General features: G+C 68.9%; 15 protein-coding genes. 1 reads left to right on the top strand and 14 read right to left on the bottom strand.

All coding sequences use genetic code 11. From position 1 onward, the window contains the following. Positions 1 to 28: 28 nt before the first annotated feature. From mhpT to ACN8ZM_RS31000, 13 genes are all read right to left on the bottom strand, one after another. The gene (gene mhpT / locus ACN8ZM_RS31060; protein ID WP_205822207.1) at positions 29 to 1234 is read right to left on the bottom strand and encodes a 3-(3-hydroxy-phenyl)propionate transporter MhpT; all 1206 of its coding nucleotides are present in this window, start codon (positions 1232 to 1234) and stop codon (positions 29 to 31) included. 203 nt (positions 1235 to 1437) lie between these two features. Continuing rightward, on the bottom strand, positions 1438 to 3339 hold the full coding sequence (locus ACN8ZM_RS31055; protein WP_420211699.1) for a feruloyl-CoA synthase: 1902 nt from the start codon (positions 3337 to 3339) through the stop codon (positions 1438 to 1440). Continuing rightward, entirely contained in the window at positions 3336 to 4784 is a 1449-nt protein-coding gene (locus ACN8ZM_RS31050; protein WP_420211698.1) for an aldehyde dehydrogenase, read from the bottom strand. The genes ACN8ZM_RS31055 and ACN8ZM_RS31050 overlap by 4 nt, the downstream gene beginning before the upstream one ends. 37 nt (positions 4785 to 4821) lie before the next feature. Then, positions 4822 to 5652 carry a p-hydroxycinnamoyl CoA hydratase/lyase gene (locus tag ACN8ZM_RS31045; protein WP_043186359.1) on the bottom strand — a complete coding sequence of 277 codons (831 nt, stop codon included), beginning with the start codon at positions 5650 to 5652 and terminating at the stop codon, positions 4822 to 4824. Positions 5653 to 5872: 220 nt separating this feature from the next. After that, the gene (locus tag ACN8ZM_RS31040) at positions 5873 to 6376 is read right to left on the bottom strand and encodes a MarR family winged helix-turn-helix transcriptional regulator (RefSeq protein WP_301802346.1); all 504 of its coding nucleotides are present in this window, start codon (positions 6374 to 6376) and stop codon (positions 5873 to 5875) included. Between the two features lie 172 nt (positions 6377 to 6548). After that, positions 6549 to 7448 carry an SMP-30/gluconolactonase/LRE family protein gene (locus tag ACN8ZM_RS31035; RefSeq protein WP_420211697.1) on the bottom strand — a complete coding sequence of 300 codons (900 nt, stop codon included), beginning with the start codon at positions 7446 to 7448 and terminating at the stop codon, positions 6549 to 6551. A gap of 45 nt (positions 7449 to 7493) precedes the next feature. Further along, a complete protein-coding gene (gene araH, locus ACN8ZM_RS31030) occupies positions 7494 to 8513 on the bottom strand; it encodes an L-arabinose ABC transporter permease AraH (RefSeq protein WP_420211696.1) in 1020 nt (339 codons plus the stop codon). Positions 8514 to 8546: 33 nt separating this feature from the next. After that, positions 8547 to 10100, bottom strand: coding sequence for an L-arabinose ABC transporter ATP-binding protein AraG (araG, locus tag ACN8ZM_RS31025; RefSeq protein WP_420211695.1), 1554 nt, complete (start codon positions 10098 to 10100; stop codon positions 8547 to 8549). 20 nt (positions 10101 to 10120) lie between these two features. Then, positions 10121 to 11134 carry an arabinose ABC transporter substrate-binding protein gene (locus ACN8ZM_RS31020; RefSeq protein WP_420211694.1) on the bottom strand — a complete coding sequence of 338 codons (1014 nt, stop codon included), beginning with the start codon at positions 11132 to 11134 and terminating at the stop codon, positions 10121 to 10123. A gap of 75 nt (positions 11135 to 11209) precedes the next feature. Then, positions 11210 to 12139: a Gfo/Idh/MocA family protein gene (locus tag ACN8ZM_RS31015; RefSeq protein ID WP_175023740.1), complete on the bottom strand. Its 930-nt coding sequence runs from the start codon at positions 12137 to 12139 to the stop codon at positions 11210 to 11212. A gap of 21 nt (positions 12140 to 12160) precedes the next feature. Next, a complete protein-coding gene (locus tag ACN8ZM_RS31010) occupies positions 12161 to 13090 on the bottom strand; it encodes a dihydrodipicolinate synthase family protein (RefSeq protein ID WP_089451563.1) in 930 nt (309 codons plus the stop codon). Positions 13091 to 13135: 45 nt separating this feature from the next. Then, positions 13136 to 14494, bottom strand: a complete 1359-nt coding sequence (locus ACN8ZM_RS31005; RefSeq protein WP_043186344.1) for an MFS transporter — start codon at positions 14492 to 14494, stop codon at positions 13136 to 13138. 106 nt (positions 14495 to 14600) lie between these two features. Next, a complete protein-coding gene (locus ACN8ZM_RS31000) occupies positions 14601 to 16352 on the bottom strand; it encodes an IlvD/Edd family dehydratase (RefSeq protein ID WP_043186342.1) in 1752 nt (583 codons plus the stop codon). A 113-nt stretch (positions 16353 to 16465) separates the two neighbouring features. Here ACN8ZM_RS31000 and ACN8ZM_RS30995 point away from each other — a divergent pair, with 113 nt between their 5' ends. Next, positions 16466 to 17416, top strand: coding sequence for a LysR family transcriptional regulator (locus tag ACN8ZM_RS30995; protein WP_089451560.1), 951 nt, complete (start codon positions 16466 to 16468; stop codon positions 17414 to 17416). A gap of 96 nt (positions 17417 to 17512) precedes the next feature. Here ACN8ZM_RS30995 and ACN8ZM_RS30990 read toward each other — a convergent pair whose 3' ends face one another. Further along, a complete protein-coding gene (locus ACN8ZM_RS30990; RefSeq protein ID WP_420211693.1) occupies positions 17513 to 18157 on the bottom strand; it encodes a glutathione S-transferase family protein in 645 nt (214 codons plus the stop codon). Between the last annotated feature and the right edge of the window lie 19 nt (positions 18158 to 18176).

Genomic DNA, 18176 nt, shown 5'->3' with positions numbered 1-18176 from the left:
GCACGCATTGAAAAAACGGAAAACGATGTCAGTCGCCGGCCCGCGGGCGGCGGATCAGCAGCAGCGCGGCGACGGCCGCGACGAGCGTGACGGGGATGCTCGCGCCGATCACGACCGGCGCGCTGCGGCCGGCGGCCAGCAGTGTCGCGGCCGCGAGCGGCCCGACGACGGAACCGAGCCGGCCGACGGCCACCGCCGCGCCGACACCCGTGCCGCGCATCGCGGTCGGGTAGTAGATCGCCGCGAGCGCATACAGCACCGACTGCCCGCCGACCACGAACATCCCGGCCGCGAACGCGGCCGCCGCGAGCGATGCGAAACCGGGCGCGGCCGCCAGCGCGGCCAGCGACAGCACGATCCCGACGTACATGCCGCCGACCACGCGCGACGCGCGCATCCGGTCGAGTGCCGCGCCGATACCGAGCGCGCCGAGCCCGCCGCCGACGTTGAATGCGATCTGCACGAAACCGACATGCTCGCGATCGAGCCCGCGCGCGGCCATCAGCGACGGCAGCCAGTTCAGCAGGAAGTACAGGACGATCAGCGTGCAGAAATAGCTGATCCACAGTGCGAGCGTTGAAATCGTGCGGCCGTCGCCGAACAGCGTGCGGGCGACGCTCGTACGCGCGGCCGACGTGCCGGCGATGTCGAGATACGCGCGCGATTCCGGCAGCAGCATCGCCAGCAGCGGCACGAGCAGCAGCGGCCCCGCGCCGCCGACGTAGAAGATGTGGCGCCACTCGGTATCGCCGGCGAGCAGCACGCCGATCAGCGACGCGATCACGCCGCCGAACGGGATGCCGCAATACATCGTCGCCACCGCGCTGCTGCGCGAGCGCGGCTCGACCGCTTCCGACGACAACGCGATCAGGTTCGGCATCGCGCCGCCGAGGCCGATGCCGGTCAGCACGCGCACGACGACGAGCATCGCGAAGCTCGACGCCTGCGCGGTGGCGATCGACAGCAGCCCGAACAGCGCGACCGACGCGATCAGCACGCGCTTGCGCCCGATCCGGTCGGCGAGCCGCCCGCCGAGCATCGCGCCCGGCAGCAGCCCGAAGGTGCCCGCGCTGAACGCAATCCCCATTTGCGACACGCTCAGCCCGAATTCGCGTGCCATGCGCGGCGCGGCCACGCCGACCGACTGCAGGTCGAGCCCTTCGAGCAACGCGATCGCGAAGCACAGCGCGAGTGTCGTCGCGACCGCCGGTCTTTCGGCAACGTAGGTGTTCATCGTGTCTCCAATCCTTGTCGTGTTGTCGTCGGCGTGCCTCGCAGGGCCGCTCGCAGCGCGCGCCGCCGCCGGCCAGGGGCGGGCAGGCGCGCAATGGGTCGGTCGAACGGCCGCCCTTTTTATCAGGCAGCCTGATTCACTGGCCGTAAAAAAGCCTGCCGGTCGCGTGGCCGGCAGGTCGTTACGTGTACCGATGCATATCGCTAGGCCGATGCGTGAATCACGTCGGGATCGCGGCGCGCCGGGTCATACAGCGCGTCGATCGTCGCCGCGCGATGCTGCTGCACGGCCGCCTGGTTCAGCGAACCCTTGTCGGTCGCTTCGCCGAGATCGAGCGACGGCGGCGTGTCCATCAACCGGATACGCGCGACGAACGTCGAGCCGCCGCTCGCATGCCGGTTCAGCGCGGCGAGCCAGGTCTCGAACACCGTGCGCACGGCCGGCGCACGCAGCACGTCGGCCACCGAGGCCTCGGCGGCAAGCGCCGCCAACGCACGGCACGCGTCGACGCGCGGAAACACCAGCAGCCCGATGTCGTCTCGATTGATCCCGGTGACGACCACGTCCTGCACGTACGGCGCGCCACTCGACACCGCGTTCGCGCGCAGCGGCCCGACGCTGACGAAGGTGCCGCTGCTCAGCTTGAAATCCTCGGTCAGCCGCCCGTCGAACAGCAGCCCGAGCTCCGGCCGCTCCGGATCGGCAAAGACGCCCGCGTCGCCGCTGCGGTAATACCCTTCGTCGTCGAACACGTCGCGCGGATCGACGTCCGCGTGCCAGTAGCCGCGCATCACGTTCGGCCCCTTGAAACGCAATTCGAGCTTGCCGCCGCTCGGCACGAGCTTCGCGTCGCAGCCGGGTGCGGGCAACCCGATATAGCCGGCGCGCATCAGCGGCCCCGTCGTGAACAGGCACGACGGCGACGCCTCCGTCATCCCGAGGCCGGCCATGATCCGGATGCGCTCGCCGCAATGCGCATGGGTCACGCGGTCGAGCCGGTCCCACGCGGCTTGCGACAAGCCCGCGCCGCCGAAGAAATACAGCTTCACGCGCGAGAAGAACGTGTCGCGCAGCACGGCATCGCGTTCGAGCGCGGCCGTCAGTTCCTCCCAGCCCTTCGGCACATTGAAGTAGATCGTCGGCGCGATCTCGCGCAGGTTGCGCACGGTTTCGTCGAAGCGGCCCGGCACCGGACGGCCGTCGTCGATATAAAGCGTGCCGCCGTTGTACAGCGCGATGCCGAGGTTGTGACTGCCGCCGAACGTGTGATTCCACGGCAGCCAGTCGACCAGCACCGGCGGTTCGCGCGTCAGTTCGGGCATCGTCTGGCGCAGCATCTGCTGGTTGCTGCACAGCATCCGGTGCGTGGTCGGCACGGCCTTCGGCTGCTTCGTCGAGCCGGACGTGAACAGGATCTTCGCGAGATGGTCGGGGCCGACCGCCGCATGGATCGCGTCGATCGTGCGCGGGACGGCGGCGAGCAAGTGCGAGAGCGGCACCACCCGGCCCTGCGCATCGGCATCGCGCGCGACGATCAGGGTCGTATCGGCCGGCAACACGGCGTCGAGCGCACGCGCAAACGGCGCGCGCTCGGCGACGAATACGGCACCCGGCCGCAGCACGCCGAGCGTGTGACGCAGCTTGCCGTAGTCGGTCGACACCAGCGAATACGCAGGCGAGATCGGCGAATACGGCACGCCGGCCAGCATCGCCGCGAACATCAGTTGCAGATGCTCGAGATCGTTGCCGGACAGCACCGCGAGCGGACGCTCGACCGACAGCCCGAGATCGACGAGGCCCTGGCCGAGCGCGCGGGCGCGTTCGAGCATCTGCGCGTAAGTGACCTCGATCCAGCGGCCATCGGCGCCGCGCTTCGCGGCCAGCACGCGATCGGGATGCGCTTGCGCACCGTTCACGAGGCAGTCGGTCAGGCGCGTCGGGTAGTCGCCGAGCGGCTCGCGCGAGCGCAGGTACCACGCACCGTTTTCCACGCGACGAATCTCGGCCGCGCCTACGGCGACGGCCGCCGCGCGATAACGCACGCCGTCCGTGTCGTTCACCGGCCCGCTGGCGAGCGTTGCATCATTCATCGTCGGCTCGCTCATATCGGGTAGTGACGCGGCGTGGTCTGCACGGTAATCCAGCGCAGCTCAGTGAATTCGGCGATCGACGCACGGCTGCCGAAGCGGCCATAGCCGCTCGCCTTCGTGCCGCCGAACGGCATCTGCGCCTCGTCGTGCACGGTCGGCCCGTTGATGTGGCAGATCCCCGATTCGATCCGTCGCGCAACCGCCATCGCACGCGCGACATCGCGGCTGAACACGCTCGCCGACAGCCCGAACTCGCTGTCGTTCGCGAGCGCGACTGCTTCGTCGTCGCTGTCCGCACGCAGGATCGCAACGACCGGCGCGAACGATTCCTCGCGATACAGGCGCATGTCGCGCGTGACGCCATCGACGATCGCCGGCTGCATCGTCGCGCCTTCGATGCGGCAGCCGAGCGGCAGCTGCGCGCCGTGCGCACGCGCATCCTCGACGAGCGACGCCGCACGCGCGGCAGCCGCCGCGTCGACCATCGTGCCGAGCGGATGGCCGGCCAGCGGATCGCCCGCGACCAGCGTGCGCGCCTTCGCGGCGAGGCGTTCGACGAGCGCATCGGCAAGCGGCCGCGCGACGATCACGCGCTCGGTCGACATGCAGATCTGCCCCTGGTTGAAGAACGCGCCGAACGCGATCGCGTCGACGGCCGCATCGAGATCGGCATCGTCCAGCACGAGCACGGGCGCCTTGCCGCCGAGTTCGAGCAGCACCGGTTTCAGGTGGGCGGCCGCGTGGCGCGCGATGATGCGCCCGACATGCGTCGATCCGGTGAAGTTGATGCGCTTCACATGCGGATGCGCGATCAGCCGCTCGACGAGTTCGGGTGCGTCGGCCGCCGCGTGCGTGATCACGTTGACCACACCCGCGCCGAGCCCCGCTTCGTCCAGCACCGCGCCGATCAGCACATGCACGCCAGGGCACGCCTCGGACGCCTTCAACACGACCGTGTTGCCGCACGCGAGCGGCATCGCCAGCGCCCGCGTGCCGAGGATCACCGGCGCGTTCCACGGCGCGATGCCGAGCACGACGCCGCACGGCACGCGCATCGCGAGTGCGAGGTTGCCGGGCACGTCGGACGGGATCACGTCGCCGGCGATCTGCGTCGTCATCGACGCGGCTTCGCGCAGCATGTTCGCCGCAAGCGTCACGTTGAAGCCGATCCAGCCCGGCGTCGCGCCGGTTTCGGCCACGCCGGTCGCGATGAACGCGTCGATCCGCGCGTCCATCAGGTCGGCCGCCTTCAGCAGCAGCCGGCGGCGCTCGGTCGGCGCCAGTGCCGACCATGCGGGAAACGCGCGGTGCGCGGCATCGATCGCTGCGTCGGCGTCGCCCAGGCCGGCCGCCGGCGCGCGCGACGCCAGCGCGCCCGTCGCGGGATTGAATCGGTCGAAGGTGCGCCCGTCGCGGGCGACGCACCACTCGCCGGCGATCAGCATCCGTCTATCGGTCATGTTGTCTCCTGCCATGCGTGTCTCTCGTCCGGTTGCGTCAGCGCTTGTAGGCCTGCAGGCCCGGCTTGATCGTCTTGTCGTCGAGGAACTGCTTGAGCCCTTGTTCGCGGCCGTGTTCCGGATCGCGCAGCTGCGCCTGGTCGAGCTTCGCGTACAGATAATCCTCGCACTGCTCCCACGTGAGCTCGCGCGAGCGCTTGAAGCCGTGCTTCGCCGCGCGCAGCACGACCGGGTTCTTGTCCATCAGCCGCGCGGCGAGCGCGATCGTTGCGTCGCGCAGCCCGGCGAGCGGCACGCTGCTGTTCACGAGGCCCATCTCGGCGGCTTCCACGCCGGTGAACGTGTCGCCGGTCATGATGTAGTGCAGCGCGCGGCGGTGCCCGACCGTGTCCGCCATCGCCTTGCTGACGAGGTTGCCGGGCGGGATGCCCCAGTTGATCTCCGACAGCCCGAACACCGCCTCTTCAGCCGCGATCGCGAGGTCGCACGCGACGAGCGGCGAGAAACCGCCGCCGAAGCACCAGCCGTTCACCATTGCGATGGTCGGCTTGTTGTACATCCGAAGCCGGCGCCACTGCCATTCGGACGCATCGCGCCGCACTTTTTCCTGCATCGCGTCGGAGCCGCCGTCGATCTCGCGGAAGTATTCCTTCAGGTCCATGCCGGCCGTCCACGCGGCGCCCGCACCGGTGAGGACGAGCACCTTCGCCTCGTCGTCGAACTCGACCGCGTCGAGCACCTGCAGCATCTCCCGGTTGAGCGTCGGGCTCATCGCATTGCGCTTGTCCGGACGGTTCAGCGTGACCCACGCGATGCCTGCCTCCACCTTCACTTCAACGGTCTGCCAGCGGTTGTCGTACTTGCTCATATCGGTTCCTGTCGTTCGTTCCTGTGCGATTTGGTGCGCAGCATCCCTGCTGCGGACGGCTTCATTTAATATCAGGCTACCTGATATTGCAAGCGGCACGAGCGCCGGTGTAAACCCGGATCGGAAAGCGGCGGAAACGACGGAATCAGGGAACGGTCAGGCGACCGGCAAAGCGAACGCGGGCCGCACGGGCCCGCGTGATGATGGGTCCGGAAGGCGATCAGCCGCGCAGGTTGCGCGAGAACAGTTCGAGCGCGCGCTGCACGTCCGCGGCGGTGTCGGCGGAGACGTCGCCGAGCATGCGCGTCTCGAGCGGGCGCAGGACGGCTTCGCATTCACGCAGCATCGCCGCGCCTTCGTCGGTCAGCGTCAGCAGGATGATGCGGCCGTGCGACGGGTCGGCTTCACGCGTGACGAAACCGCGGGCGGCCATCACGCTCATCACTTCGTTCGCCGATTGCGGCGTGATCCACGAGCGCTCGGCCAGTTGCGCGTTCGACGACGCGCCGCGCGCCTCGAGCACCGACAACGCCGTGTATTGCGCGAGCGTGATGCCAAGCGGTGCGAGCGCGTCGGTCATGTGGCGGCGCAGCAGCCGGTCGAGGCCGCCGATCACGTAGGTCAGGCGCTGCTGCACGCGCGCCTTCGGCTTGTCGCCCGTCGCGCGGGCGGCGTTCTTCGTGGCGTTTTTCGGGTTCGCGGGTTTGGTCGGTGCGGAACTCATGGTGCGGGCGGGATGGAATTGCGGGCCATCTTACCAGCACGTCAGGAGGCAAACGGGGCGTTCCAGTAATGCCGGACAGCCGCCGCGCGCTCACGCATGCGCGGCGGACTGCTGACCTGACCGCGAAACCCGCTGCGTCAGCGACATCCCATGAACGGCATCCCGTACGCGATCAGCTACGCGGCGTCCCCGCAAACCGCGCCGTCGGCAGCCCCGCGTGCCGCGTCTGCGCGACGAACACGCCGCCCGCATGCGGGTCGCCGGCCAGCGCGTCGTCGCTCAACCCGATGCGCGCGCTCGTCACGTACAGGCGGCCTGCGCCGTCGAGCGTCACGCAGCTCGGCTGCGCGGTCGGCACCGCGATGCGATCCGTCTCGACGCCGTCCGCAGCGTAGCGCACCACCCGCCGGCCGCCCCACTGCGCGTTCCACAAGCCGCCGTCGCGGTCCATCGTCGAGCCGTCCGGGTCGCCGTCCGCATCGGTCAGCCGTGCGAACGGCCGCACGCCGGCCACACCGGCGCGGCTGTAATCGCACACGAGGATTTCTCGCACGAGCGAATCGCAGAAGACCATCTTCGACCCGTCCGGCGAAAACGCGATGCTGTTCGCGATCGCCGCCCGCGGCAACGCGAGCCGTTCGAGCGTGAGGTCGGCATTGAGCCGGTAAAACCCGCCGACCGCTTGCGGCGGCTCGCTACCCTCGTCCTTCATCCCGAACACGAACGCGCCGGACGGATCGCAACGCCCGTCGTTCAGCCGCGTCGGCAGATCGGGCTCGACGTCGACGATTCGCGTGAACACGCCACTGCGCAGGTCGAAGAACGCGAGATGCGTCGCGAGCCCGACGAGCAGCACGTCCGGATCGTGCGTCAGTGCGAAACACGCGAGCCGTTCGGGCATCGGCCAGTGTGCAAGGTCCGAACCATCCGCGCGGCAGCGCCACAGTTGCGCGCCTTCGATATCCACCCAGTACAGCGCGTGCGTCCTGTCGCACCACGTCGCGCCTTCCCCGAGCGTGTTGCGGGTGTCCGCCAGCAGCGTCGCAGACGCGGCCGGATCAATCTGTTGCATGCCGTCTCCCGATATTTTTCGCATTCGCGGGCCGCCGCGCTTTCGTCAGATCTTCATCGTGCGGCGCTGGTTGCGACGATACTGGTCGAACAGCACCGCGAGCAACAGAATTCCGCCGCGTATCAGATATTGGTAAAACGTCGGCACGTTCAAGAGGCTCATCGCGTCCTGCACCGCGCCCATGATCAGCACGCCGACCAATACGCCGGAGATCGTCGCGACGCCGCCCGTCAGCGACACGCCGCCGAGCACGCATGCAGAGATCACGCCGAGCTCGAGCCCGACCGACGTCTTCGGATCGCCGAGGCTCATCCGCGACGCGAGCATCACGCCCGCGAAACCGGTCACGAGCCCCTGCAGTACGAACACGGTGATCTTGATGCGGATCACCGGCAGCCCCGCGAGCAGCGCGGCCTCGCCGTTGCCGCCGACGGCCAGCACGTTCTTGCCGAATACCGTCTTGCGCAACAGGAAGCCGAACACGACGAAGCCGACGATGTTGCTCCAGATCGGATACGAGATGCCGAGGAACGAGCCCGATCCGAGCTCGAAAAAGCGCTCCTCGGAGATCATCACCGCGTCGCCGTTCGACGTGATGAACGCGAGCCCGCGCACGACTTCCATCATCGCAAGCGTGACGATCAGCGAATTGATCCGCCAGCGCGCGATCAGCACGCCGTTGACGAGCCCGACCGCGCCGCCCGCCAGTATGCCGGCCGCGATGCCGAGCGCCACGCTGTGCGTCGCGGTGATCAGCGTCGATGCGACGACGCCCGAGAACGCGACGATCGACGCAACCGACAGGTCGACCTCGCCGAGCGCGAGCACGAACATCATCGTCACCGCGATCGAGCCGATCAGCGTGACCGACAGCAGCAGGCCCTGGATGTTGCGCGGCGTGAGGAAGTCCGGCACGGTCAGCGACAGCGTCGCGAACAGCACGAGAAACACCATCACGATGCCGGAGCGGTTGATCAGCTGCCACATGCCGCCGCGTGCGCGTGCGGGCACGGCGGCGGCATCGGGGGACGGGGAAGTGCGTTGGGGTTGCATGGCCTGGCTCATGTCATTGGCATTCCGGTTGATCGTTGCGGGGGGCTAGCGCGGCAGTGCGAGCTTGATCAGCGCGTCGGGCGTCGCCTGCGCCTTCGCGACCTCGCCCGCGATCCGTCCTTCCTTCATCACGACGATCCGGTCCGACACGCCGATCACCTCGGCCAGGTCGCTCGACACGAGGATCACCGTGCGGCCCGCTTCCGCGAGTTCGTAGAACAGGTTGTAGATTTCCGCGCGCGCGCCGACGTCGATGCCGCGCGTCGGCTCGTCCATCAAGAACACGTCGATCCGCTCGGCCAGCCAGCGCGCGAGCACGACCTTCTGCTGGTTGCCGCCGGACAGCGCGCCGATCGGCGTGTCGCCGTCGCGGGTCTTGATCGCGAGCCGTTCGATGTAGCGTTGCGCGAGTTCGCGCTCGCGCCGTGCATCGAGCAGCATCCGCGCCGGGCTGAAATGCCGGCGCGCGCTGATGTTCAGGTTGTCGGCCACCGACGCGATCGCGACGATGCCCTCCTGCTTGCGGTCTTCCGGGCACAGCGCGAGGCCGGCGCGCACCGCGTCGCGCGGGCTGCCGAATGCGACGCGCCGCCCGTGCAGCTCGACATGCCCCGCGCTCGGGCGCGCGGCGCCGTACAGCAGCTTCATCAGCTCGGAGCGACCCGCGCCGACCAGCCCGAAGAAGCCGACGATCTCGCCGCGCCGCGCGGTGAACGACACGGGCTCGGACAAGCCGGGCCCCACGAGCCCCTTCGCCTCGATCAGCACGTCGCCGGCTGCGCGCGGCCGGTAGCCGTACACGTCCTCGATCGAACGGCCGACCATGCAGCCGATCAACCGGTCGCGGTCGAGATCGGTCACGGAATCGAACGTGTCGATGCGGCGGCCATCGCGAAACACGGTCACGCGGTCGCACAGTTCATACACCTCTTCCATCCGGTGCGTGACGTAGATGATCGCGCGGCCTTCCGCGCGCAGCGCGCGGATGATCCGGAACAGTTGCGTGGTCTCGCGCGCAGACAGCGAACTCGTCGGCTCGTCGAATGCGATCACGCGCGCGTCGCGCATCAGCGCCTTGCCGATCTCGATCATCTGGCGCTGGCCGATCGACAGATACTTCACCGGAATACCCGGGTCGATGTGCTCGCCGAGCCGCTCCAGCGCATCGAGCGCGCGCGCGGCGAGCGTGCGTTCGTCGACCACGCCGAGCCGGCTCGGCAACTGCCCGAGCATCAGGTTCTCGGCGACCGTCAGCTCGGGCACCAGATGCAGCTCCTGGTAGATGATCGCGATGCCGGCCTCCAGCGCCGCGCGCGTCGACGCGAAGCGCTGCACCGTGCCGTTCAGCGTCAGCGTGCCGGCCTGCGGCTGGTTCACGCCGGACAGCACCTTCAGCAGCGTCGACTTGCCCGCACCGTTCTCGCCCATCAACCCGTGCACTTCGCCCGCGCGCACCGACAGCGACACGGTGTCGAGCGCGCGCACGCCCGGGAACGTCACCGTGATGCCGTCGAGCGCGAGCAGCGCGCCGCCAGGCGTCGGTGTGCCGTCGTCGCTGCTGTCGTTGCCGGATACGGCCGTCATCGTCTGCGTCGTCATCGCGTTCTCGCGTCGCGCGCTCAGATGCCGAGCTCGGTGCGCACGGCCTGCCAGTTCGCGCGCGTCATCAGCTTGCCGCTCGTCTGCGTGTCGGCCGGCGGCGCCTTGCCGTTGCGGATCCAGTCGACGAGGTTCTGCGTGCTGTCCTTGCCGTGGTTCGTCGAGCTGACCGCGATCGTCCCGTAGAAACCGGTCGGCTCCTTCTTCTGGAATTCGGCGAACGCCTCACCCGCACCGTTGATGCCGACGCCGATCACGTCGGTCGCCGGGATATGCAGCTGTTCGGTCGCGCGCACCGCGCCGAGCACGGTTTCCTCGTTCAGCGCGTAGACCACCCACTTCTTCACGTTCGGATGCCGCGCGAGCACCGGCGCGGCCGCACTGAAGCCGCCTTCGTCGTCGGTCGTCTTCTGCGGCGCGTCGAAGATGTTCTCCTTGCGGAAGCCGTTCGCGAGCAACGCCTGCGTCGCGCCGTCGGTGCGCAGCTTCGCGGTCGGCAGCTCGTAGTTCGTGATCCGCAGCGCGCCGACTTCCTCGGGCTTCCAGCCACGCCGCTTCATCTCGTCGGCGATCGCCTGGCCGACCTGGTTGCCGATCTTGGTCGCCGACATCCCGAGGTGCGGCACGTTCGGCAGCGGCTTGCCGGTCGAATCGACGAGCTGGTCGTCGACGGTCACGAACTTCATGTTGTAGCGCTTCGCGCGCGCGGCGATCGCCGGGCCGAGGCGCACGTCCGGCGCGCAGATCACGAAGCCCTGTGCGCCCTGCGAGCCGAGGTTGTCGATCGCGGCGAGCACCTTCTCGCCGTCGGGCGTGCCGATCTTCACGACCGAGAAATTCTCCTTCTGGCCCAGCGCGGACGCCGCGTTCTGCTCGTTGATGAACCAGGCCTGCTCCGGCATCTTCACCAGGAAGCCGATCTTCAGCGGCGCGTCGGCGCGCGCGGCGCCCTGCATGCCGAGCGGTGCGATGCATAGCGCGGCCAGCAACGCGCGCAACGTCTGGCGGCGAATCGTGTGAATCGTGCGGTTCATGCGGTGTCTCCTTGGTGTCGGCTCGTGCCGTAGTGATTCGTCGTGCGTGATCGCGCCGCAGCGCGCTGCGCACGGTCAGCGGCCGAACGCGTCGGTCTGCACGCGCCGGCCGAACAGGAATGCGTCGGCGACGAGCCGCAGCGGCCGCACGTCGACGTCGCTTTCGCCGCGCGCGATCAGCGCGCGGAACTGCGCATACAGCGCCGGGTACTCGCGCTCGGGGCCGATCTCGACCGGCTCGCCGTTGATCGACAACTGCGCGCCGCCGCGGCTGATCGCGAGCACGCCGTCGGCCGTGTCGACCGCGATCTCCCATTGCTCGACCGGGCCATGCCGCCAGTCGAATTCCGCGCGCACCGGCACGCCGTCGGTATCCGCGCAATCGAGTTCGGCCGCGATCGGTGTCTGCACGTCGCTCGGCACGATGAGCGTCGCCTCGCGCAGCACCAGCTCGCGCGGCAGGATCCGCGTGACGATCGACAGCGCATTGATGCCCGGATCGAACACGCCGAGGCCGCCCGGCTCCCAGATCCACTGTTGCCCCGGATGCCAGCGCCGCACGTCTTCTTTCCAGCGCACCTGCACCGCGCGGATCGCGCGCGTCGCGAGCCATGCGCGGGCGGGCTCCACCGCGCTCGCGCAGCGCGAATGCCAGGTCGCGAACAGCGTGAGGCCGTGCTCGCGCGCGAGCGCCTCCAGCGCAGCCACTTCGCCGAGCGTCGCGCCCGGCGGCTTCTCGAGCATCACGTGCTTGCCGGCTTCGAGCGCGGCTCGGGCCTGCGCGTAGCGCACCTGCGGCGGCGCGCACAGCGACACGGCATCGAGACCGGGCTCGGCCGCGAGCAGCGCGCCGAGATCCGGGTAGTTGCGCACGCCGGCAACTTCCGCGTGACGGCTCGCGCACGCGGTCAACCTGAAGCCCGGTTCGGCATCGATCGCCGGCAGATGCTGGTCGCGCGCGATCTTGCCGATCCCGACCACGCCCAGCGAAATTGCGTCGCTCATCGTGCGTTCCTCCTGCGTCGCTCAGTGCGCCCAGCGCAACACGAGCGGATCGAGCCGGCGCGCGATCGCGATCAGCTCCGCACGCGTGTCCGGATGCAGTTCCGGCATCGGATGCCGCGGCCGCTCGCACGCGATCACGCCGCCTTCGCGCATCAGCGCCTTCGCGGTCAGGATCCCGGACTGGCGGTTCTCGTGGTTGATCAGCGGCAGCCACGCCTGGTAATGCGCGAATGCGTCGTCGTGCCGGCCTGCGCGGAAGGCTGCGAGGATCGGTCGGATGCCGTCCGGGTATGCGCCGCCCGTCATCGCGCCGGTCGCGCCCGCATGCAGGTCGGCCAGCAACGTGATCGCCTCCTCGCCGTCCCACGGCCCCTCGACCGCGTCGCCGCCCAGGCGGATCAGCTCGCGCAGCTTGTTCGCGGCGCCCGGCGTCTCGATCTTGAAGTAAGCGACCTGCTCGATCTCGCGCGCCATCCGCGCGAGGAGCTGGGCGGAGAGCGCGGTGCCGCTCGCGGGCGCGTCCTGGATCATGATCGGGATGTCGATCGCGTCGGACACGCGCGCATAGAAATCGACGATCTGCGCTTCCGGCACGCGGAACGTCGCACCGTGATACGGCGGCATCGTCATCACCATCGCGGCGCCGAGCTGCTGCGCGCGCAGGCTGCGCGCCGCGCACACCTGCGTGCTGTAGTGCGACGTCGTGACGATCACCGGCACGCGCCCCGCGACGTGGTCGAGGATCGTGCGCGTGAGCACGTCGCGTTCGTCGTCGGTGATCGCGAACTGCTCGGAGAAGTTCGCGAGGAGGCACAGCCCGTCCGAGCCCGCGTCGATCATGAAATCGACCGCGCGCTTCTGGCTCGCGAGATCGAGTTCGCCGGTGTCGGTAAACGTCGTCGGTACGACGGGGAAGATGCCGCGGTAGCGCGGCGTGCTGCTCGATGTCATGGTTCGGGTCCTGCGTCAGTCAAGACGATGCGTCGCCGCAAGGCATCACGATTCGCGGGCGAGCGCGCCGTCGATGGGTTGCGGTGTGCGCAGCGCCGCGCGGACCACGAACGTGATCAGCACCGCGAACAGCAGCGTCGCCGCGAGAAAATACAGGCCGGCCGCGAGGCTGCCGGTCGCCTGCTTGATCAGGCCGATTCCGTACGGCCCGACATAGCCGCCGAGATTCGCGAGCGAATTGATCGCGGCGATGCCGACCGCCGCGCTCGTACCGGTCAGGAACTCGCCGGGCAGTGCCCACACGACGGCCTGGATCGAATAGAGCGAAAACGCCGTGAGGCAGATGAACAGGAACTGCAGCGCCGGCTGCCGCACCCACGCGCTCGCGGCCATCGTCAACGCGGCCGCGGCCGATACGACGACGATGTGCCAGTAGCGTTCGCGCGTGCGGTCCGAATGGCGCGGCACGACCAGCAGGCCGACCACCGCGAACAGGTACGGCACGGCCGACAGCAGGCCCGTCGCCGCATCGCCCGTGCCGAACGCCTTGATGATCGTCGGCAGCCACAGCGACAGCCCGTAGATGCACAGCGGAAACGGCAGGAACAGCGCGGCGAGCAGCAGCACGCGCCGGTCGCGCAGCGCCGCGAGCGGATTGCGGTGCGTGTCGGGGCGATAGGTATCGCGATCGGCGGCAAGCTGGCGGGCGATCCAGCGGCGTTCCGCATCGTTCAGCCAGCGGGCGCGATCGGGCGACTCGGGCAGCAGCCGCAGCGTCGGCCACACGAGCAGCACGGCCGGCAGGCCGCTGACGACGAACAGCGTCTGCCAGTTCGACAGGCCGAACAGCCCGTGCGTCGACAACAGCCACCCTGCAAGCGGGCCCGTCACGATGCCGGCGACCGGCTGCGCGAGCACGAGCAGCCCGATCACCCGCGCGCGATCGCGCATCGGGAACCACTGCGTGAGGAAATAGAGAATGCCCGGATACAGGCCGGCCTCGGCTGCCCCCAGCAGGAAGCGCAGTACGTAGAAACTGGTCGGCCCCTGCACGAACGCCATGGCCATCGTGATCACGCCCCACGTCGCGAGGATGCGCGCGAACCACACGCGCGCGCCGAAGCGGCCCAACGCGAGATTGCTCGGCACCTCGCACAGGAAGTAGCCGATGAAGAACAGGCCCGCACCGAGCCCGTACGCCGCGTCGCTCAGACCGATCGCCGCGTTCATGTGCAGCTTCGCGAAGCCGACGACCGTGCGATCGACGTACGCGACCACATAGATCAGCGCGAGAAACGGCACCAGCTTGCGTGTGAGCACGCGCATCAGATGCCGCTCGTCGATGGCGGCCGGCATGCCGGGCCGAGGCGTGGCCGAGGTCGCGGACGGTTGTTGCGTCGTCATGCTGTCTCCAAGGGTGGGCTGCGCCGGCGTCGTCACCGGTCTGTCCTGCTGCGCCTGTTCATCGCCGCGCGCGTGCCGTGCCGGCTCGCGCGGCGCTTCGTCACGCTCAATGCGAATGGCTCGGCACGTCCGCGCCGCGCATGCCGACCAGGAAGTCGAGGTCGCACCCCTCGTCGGCCTGCAGCACGTGATCGATGTACAGCCGTGCGTAGCCGCCCTTGCCGAGCTGGCCGGCCACGCCCGGCGCCGCGGTCGGATCGACGTCCGACAGGCGGCGCTGCAGTTCGTCATCCGTAATGTCGAGATGCAGCGTGCCGGCCTCGCAGTCGAGCGCGATCCAGTCGCCGTTGCGCACGGCCGCGAGCGGCCCGCCGGCGGCGGCCTCCGGCGCGACGTGCAGCACGACCGTGCCGTACGCGGTGCCGCTCATCCGCGCGTCGGAGATCCGCACCATGTCCTTCACGCCCTGGCGCAGCAGCTTCGGCGGCAGCCCCATGTTGCCAACCTCGGCCATCCCCGGATACCCGCGCGGCCCGCAGTTCTTCAGCACGAGCACCGAGCTGGCGTCGACGTCGAGCGCCTCGTCGTTGATCGTCGCCTTGTAGTGTTCGAAGTTCTCGAACACGACCGCGCGGCCGCGATGCCTGAGCAGTTCGGGGCTCGCCGCCGACGGCTTCAGCACCGCGCCGCGCGGCGCGAGATTGCCGCGCAGGATGCGGATGCCGCCGTCGGCGATCAGCGGCCGGTCGAGCGGACGGATCACCTCGTCGTCATGGTTCGGCGCTTCGCGCACGTTGTCCCACAGCGACTTGCCGTTCACGGTAAGCGCGTCCGGGTTCGGCAGCAGCCCGCCTTCGCCGAGCCGGCGCAGCACGGCCGGCAGCCCGCCCGCGTAATAGAACTCTTCCATCAGGAAGCGCCCCGACGGCATCAGGTCGACGATCGTCGGCGTGTCGCGGCCGATGCGCATCCAGTCTTCCAGTTCGAGCGGCACGCCGATGCGGCCCGCGATCGCTTTCAGGTGGATCACCGCATTGGTCGAACCGCCGATCGCCGCGTTCGCGCGGATCGCGTTCTCGAACGCCGCGCGTGTGAGGATCTTCGATAGCACGAGCCCTTCCAGCGCCATCTCGACGATGCGGATGCCGGACATGTGCGCGAGCACGTAGCGGCGCGAATCGACGGCCGGAATCGCCGCGTTGTGCGGCAGCGCGACGCCGAGCGCCTCGGCCATGCACGCCATCGTCGACGCGGTGCCCATCGTGTTGCAGGTGCCGGCCGAACGCGACATCCCGGCTTCGGCCGACAGGAAGTGATGCAGGTCGATCTCGCCGGCCTTCAGCGCTTCGTGCAGTTGCCACACGGCCGTGCCCGAGCCGATGTTCCGGCCTTCCAGCTTGCCGTTCAGCATCGGGCCGCCCGACACGACGATCGCCGGTACGTCGCAGCTCGCGGCGCCCATCAGCAGCGCGGGCGTGGTCTTGTCGCAGCCGGCGAGCAGCACGACCGCGTCGATCGGATTGCCGCGGATCGCTTCCTCGACGTCCATCGACGCGAGATTGCGCGTCAGCATCGCCGACGGGCGCAGGTTCGATTCGCCGTTCGAGAACACCGGGAATTCGACCGGGAAGCCGCCCGCCTCGGAGATCCCGCGCTTCACGTGCTCGGCGAGCTTGCGGAAGTGCGCGTTGCACGGCGTCAGTTCGGACCACGTATTGCAGATGCCGATGACCGGCCGGCCATCGAACTCGTGATCGGGGATGCCCTGGTTCTTCATCCAGCTCCGGTACATGAAGCCGTTCTTGTCGTTCGTGCCGAACCATTGGGCGGAGCGCAGCCTGGGTTTTGTTGCCGACATCGTCAGTCCTGTGGTGACGGGTACCGGCGCAGTCTAGGCAGAATTTTGATAACTCGCTAATGACGTTTTGGGCGATTACGATACCGATTTCGATATCGATATAAACCCGTACGATGCCCGATGCCAGCCCGTGGGGAAACCGTGGCCGCCTGAAGACGCGCCAGCTTTTGCTGGTCGTCGCGCTCGCCGACGAAGGCAGCATTCACCGCGCGGCGGCCGCGCTGAACATGACGCAGCCGGCCGCATCGAAGCTGCTGCGCGAACTCGAGGAATCGATCGGCGCGGTGCTGTTCGAGCGCCTGCCGCGCGGGATGCGGCCGACGCTGTACGGCGACGCGCTGATCCGCCACGCGCGCGCGGCGCTCGGCAGCCTCGACCAGGCGCACGAGGAACTGGCCGCGCTGAAGGCCGGCCATCTCGGGCACGTGGCGGTGGGCGCGATCACGTCGCCGGGCCTGCGGCTCGTGCCGCCGGCCGTCGCCGCCGTGAAGGGCACGCATGCCGGCCTGCACGTGTCGGTCGAGATCGACACCAGCAACGTGCTGCTCGAACATCTCGCGCAGGAGAAGATCGACATCGTGCTCGGCCGGCTCTCCGCCGAACACGACAAGCTGCACCTGCGCTACGAACCGCTGACCGGCGAGCCGGTGGCCGCGGTCGTGCGGCCGGGCCATCCGCTGCTCGCGCAGGCGCCGCTGTCGCTCGCGGACGTGCAGCGCGCCGCGTGGGTCGTACCGCCCGCCGGCAGCGTGCTGCGCCACCGCTTCGAACTCGTGTTCCAGCGCGCGAGCCTCGCGCCGCCGGCGAACCTCGTCGAGACGTCCGCGCTGCTGTTCATCACGCAACTGCTCGAACAGAGCGACATGATCGCGGTGCTCGCCGAGGACGTCGCGCGCTACTACGCGCGGCACGGGATCGTCACGGTGCTGCCGCTGCAGATGGATTGCCGGATGGACGATTTCGGGATCATCACGCGCACCGACCGGCTGCATTCGCCGGCCGTCGCGGTGATGGCCGATGCGATCCGCGCGGCCGCGCGGGAAGTGTATGGCGTCGAGCTGTGACGCTGACGCCGAGTTCGCGACGTCGTGGCCGCTGCCGGTTCCGGATCGCCCGTCAGCATGCGCATCGGGTGACGCGCATGCTGACGCCATGACGCGTCACACCCAGGGCTGCGCGAGCCCTTCGGTCTGCAACGCCCGCTGGATCGCCGGGCGCGCGAGCACGCGCTGCAGATAGCCGCCCAGTACCGGCCGCTGCCGCGCCGGCTCGGCAAAGCCGCGCGTCCAGCGGCACAGCATCAGCGCGTACGGATCGAGCACCGTGTAGCGCGCGCCGAGCAGCCACGGGCCGCCGCTCGTTTCCAGTTGACGGTCGAGCTGATCCAGCAGCGCCGCGATTTTCGCCTCCGCGTGCGCCTTCACCTGCGCGGCGCCCGCCGCGTTGCCCACATCGACCCAGCGCTCCGGATAGAAGTACGCGAGCAGCGTCGTCTGAAGCGTATTGGTGAGCCACATCAGCCATTTGTAGCACTGCGCGCGCTCCGGCGTGCCGAGTTCGGGCGCAAGCCGCTGCTCCGGATGCGTATCGGCGAGATGCAGGCAAATGGCGGCGGCTTCGTACAGCACCAGATCGCCATCGATCAGCACCGGAATGAGCCCGTTCGGATTGAGCGCGAGGTAGTCCGGCGACTTGTGCTGGTCGTGCGTGCGGTCGACGAATTCGAGTTCGAACGGCTTGCCGATTTCTTCCAGCACGAAGTGCGGCGCCACGCTGGCATTGCTGGGGTAGTAGAAGAGCTTCATCGTCGATTTCGTTCGGCGG

Source organism: Burkholderia aenigmatica (genome assembly GCF_048627025.1).
Lineage (GTDB): Bacteria > Pseudomonadota > Gammaproteobacteria > Burkholderiales > Burkholderiaceae > Burkholderia > Burkholderia aenigmatica.
This window is presented reverse-complemented; position numbering and strand designations above follow the sequence as displayed.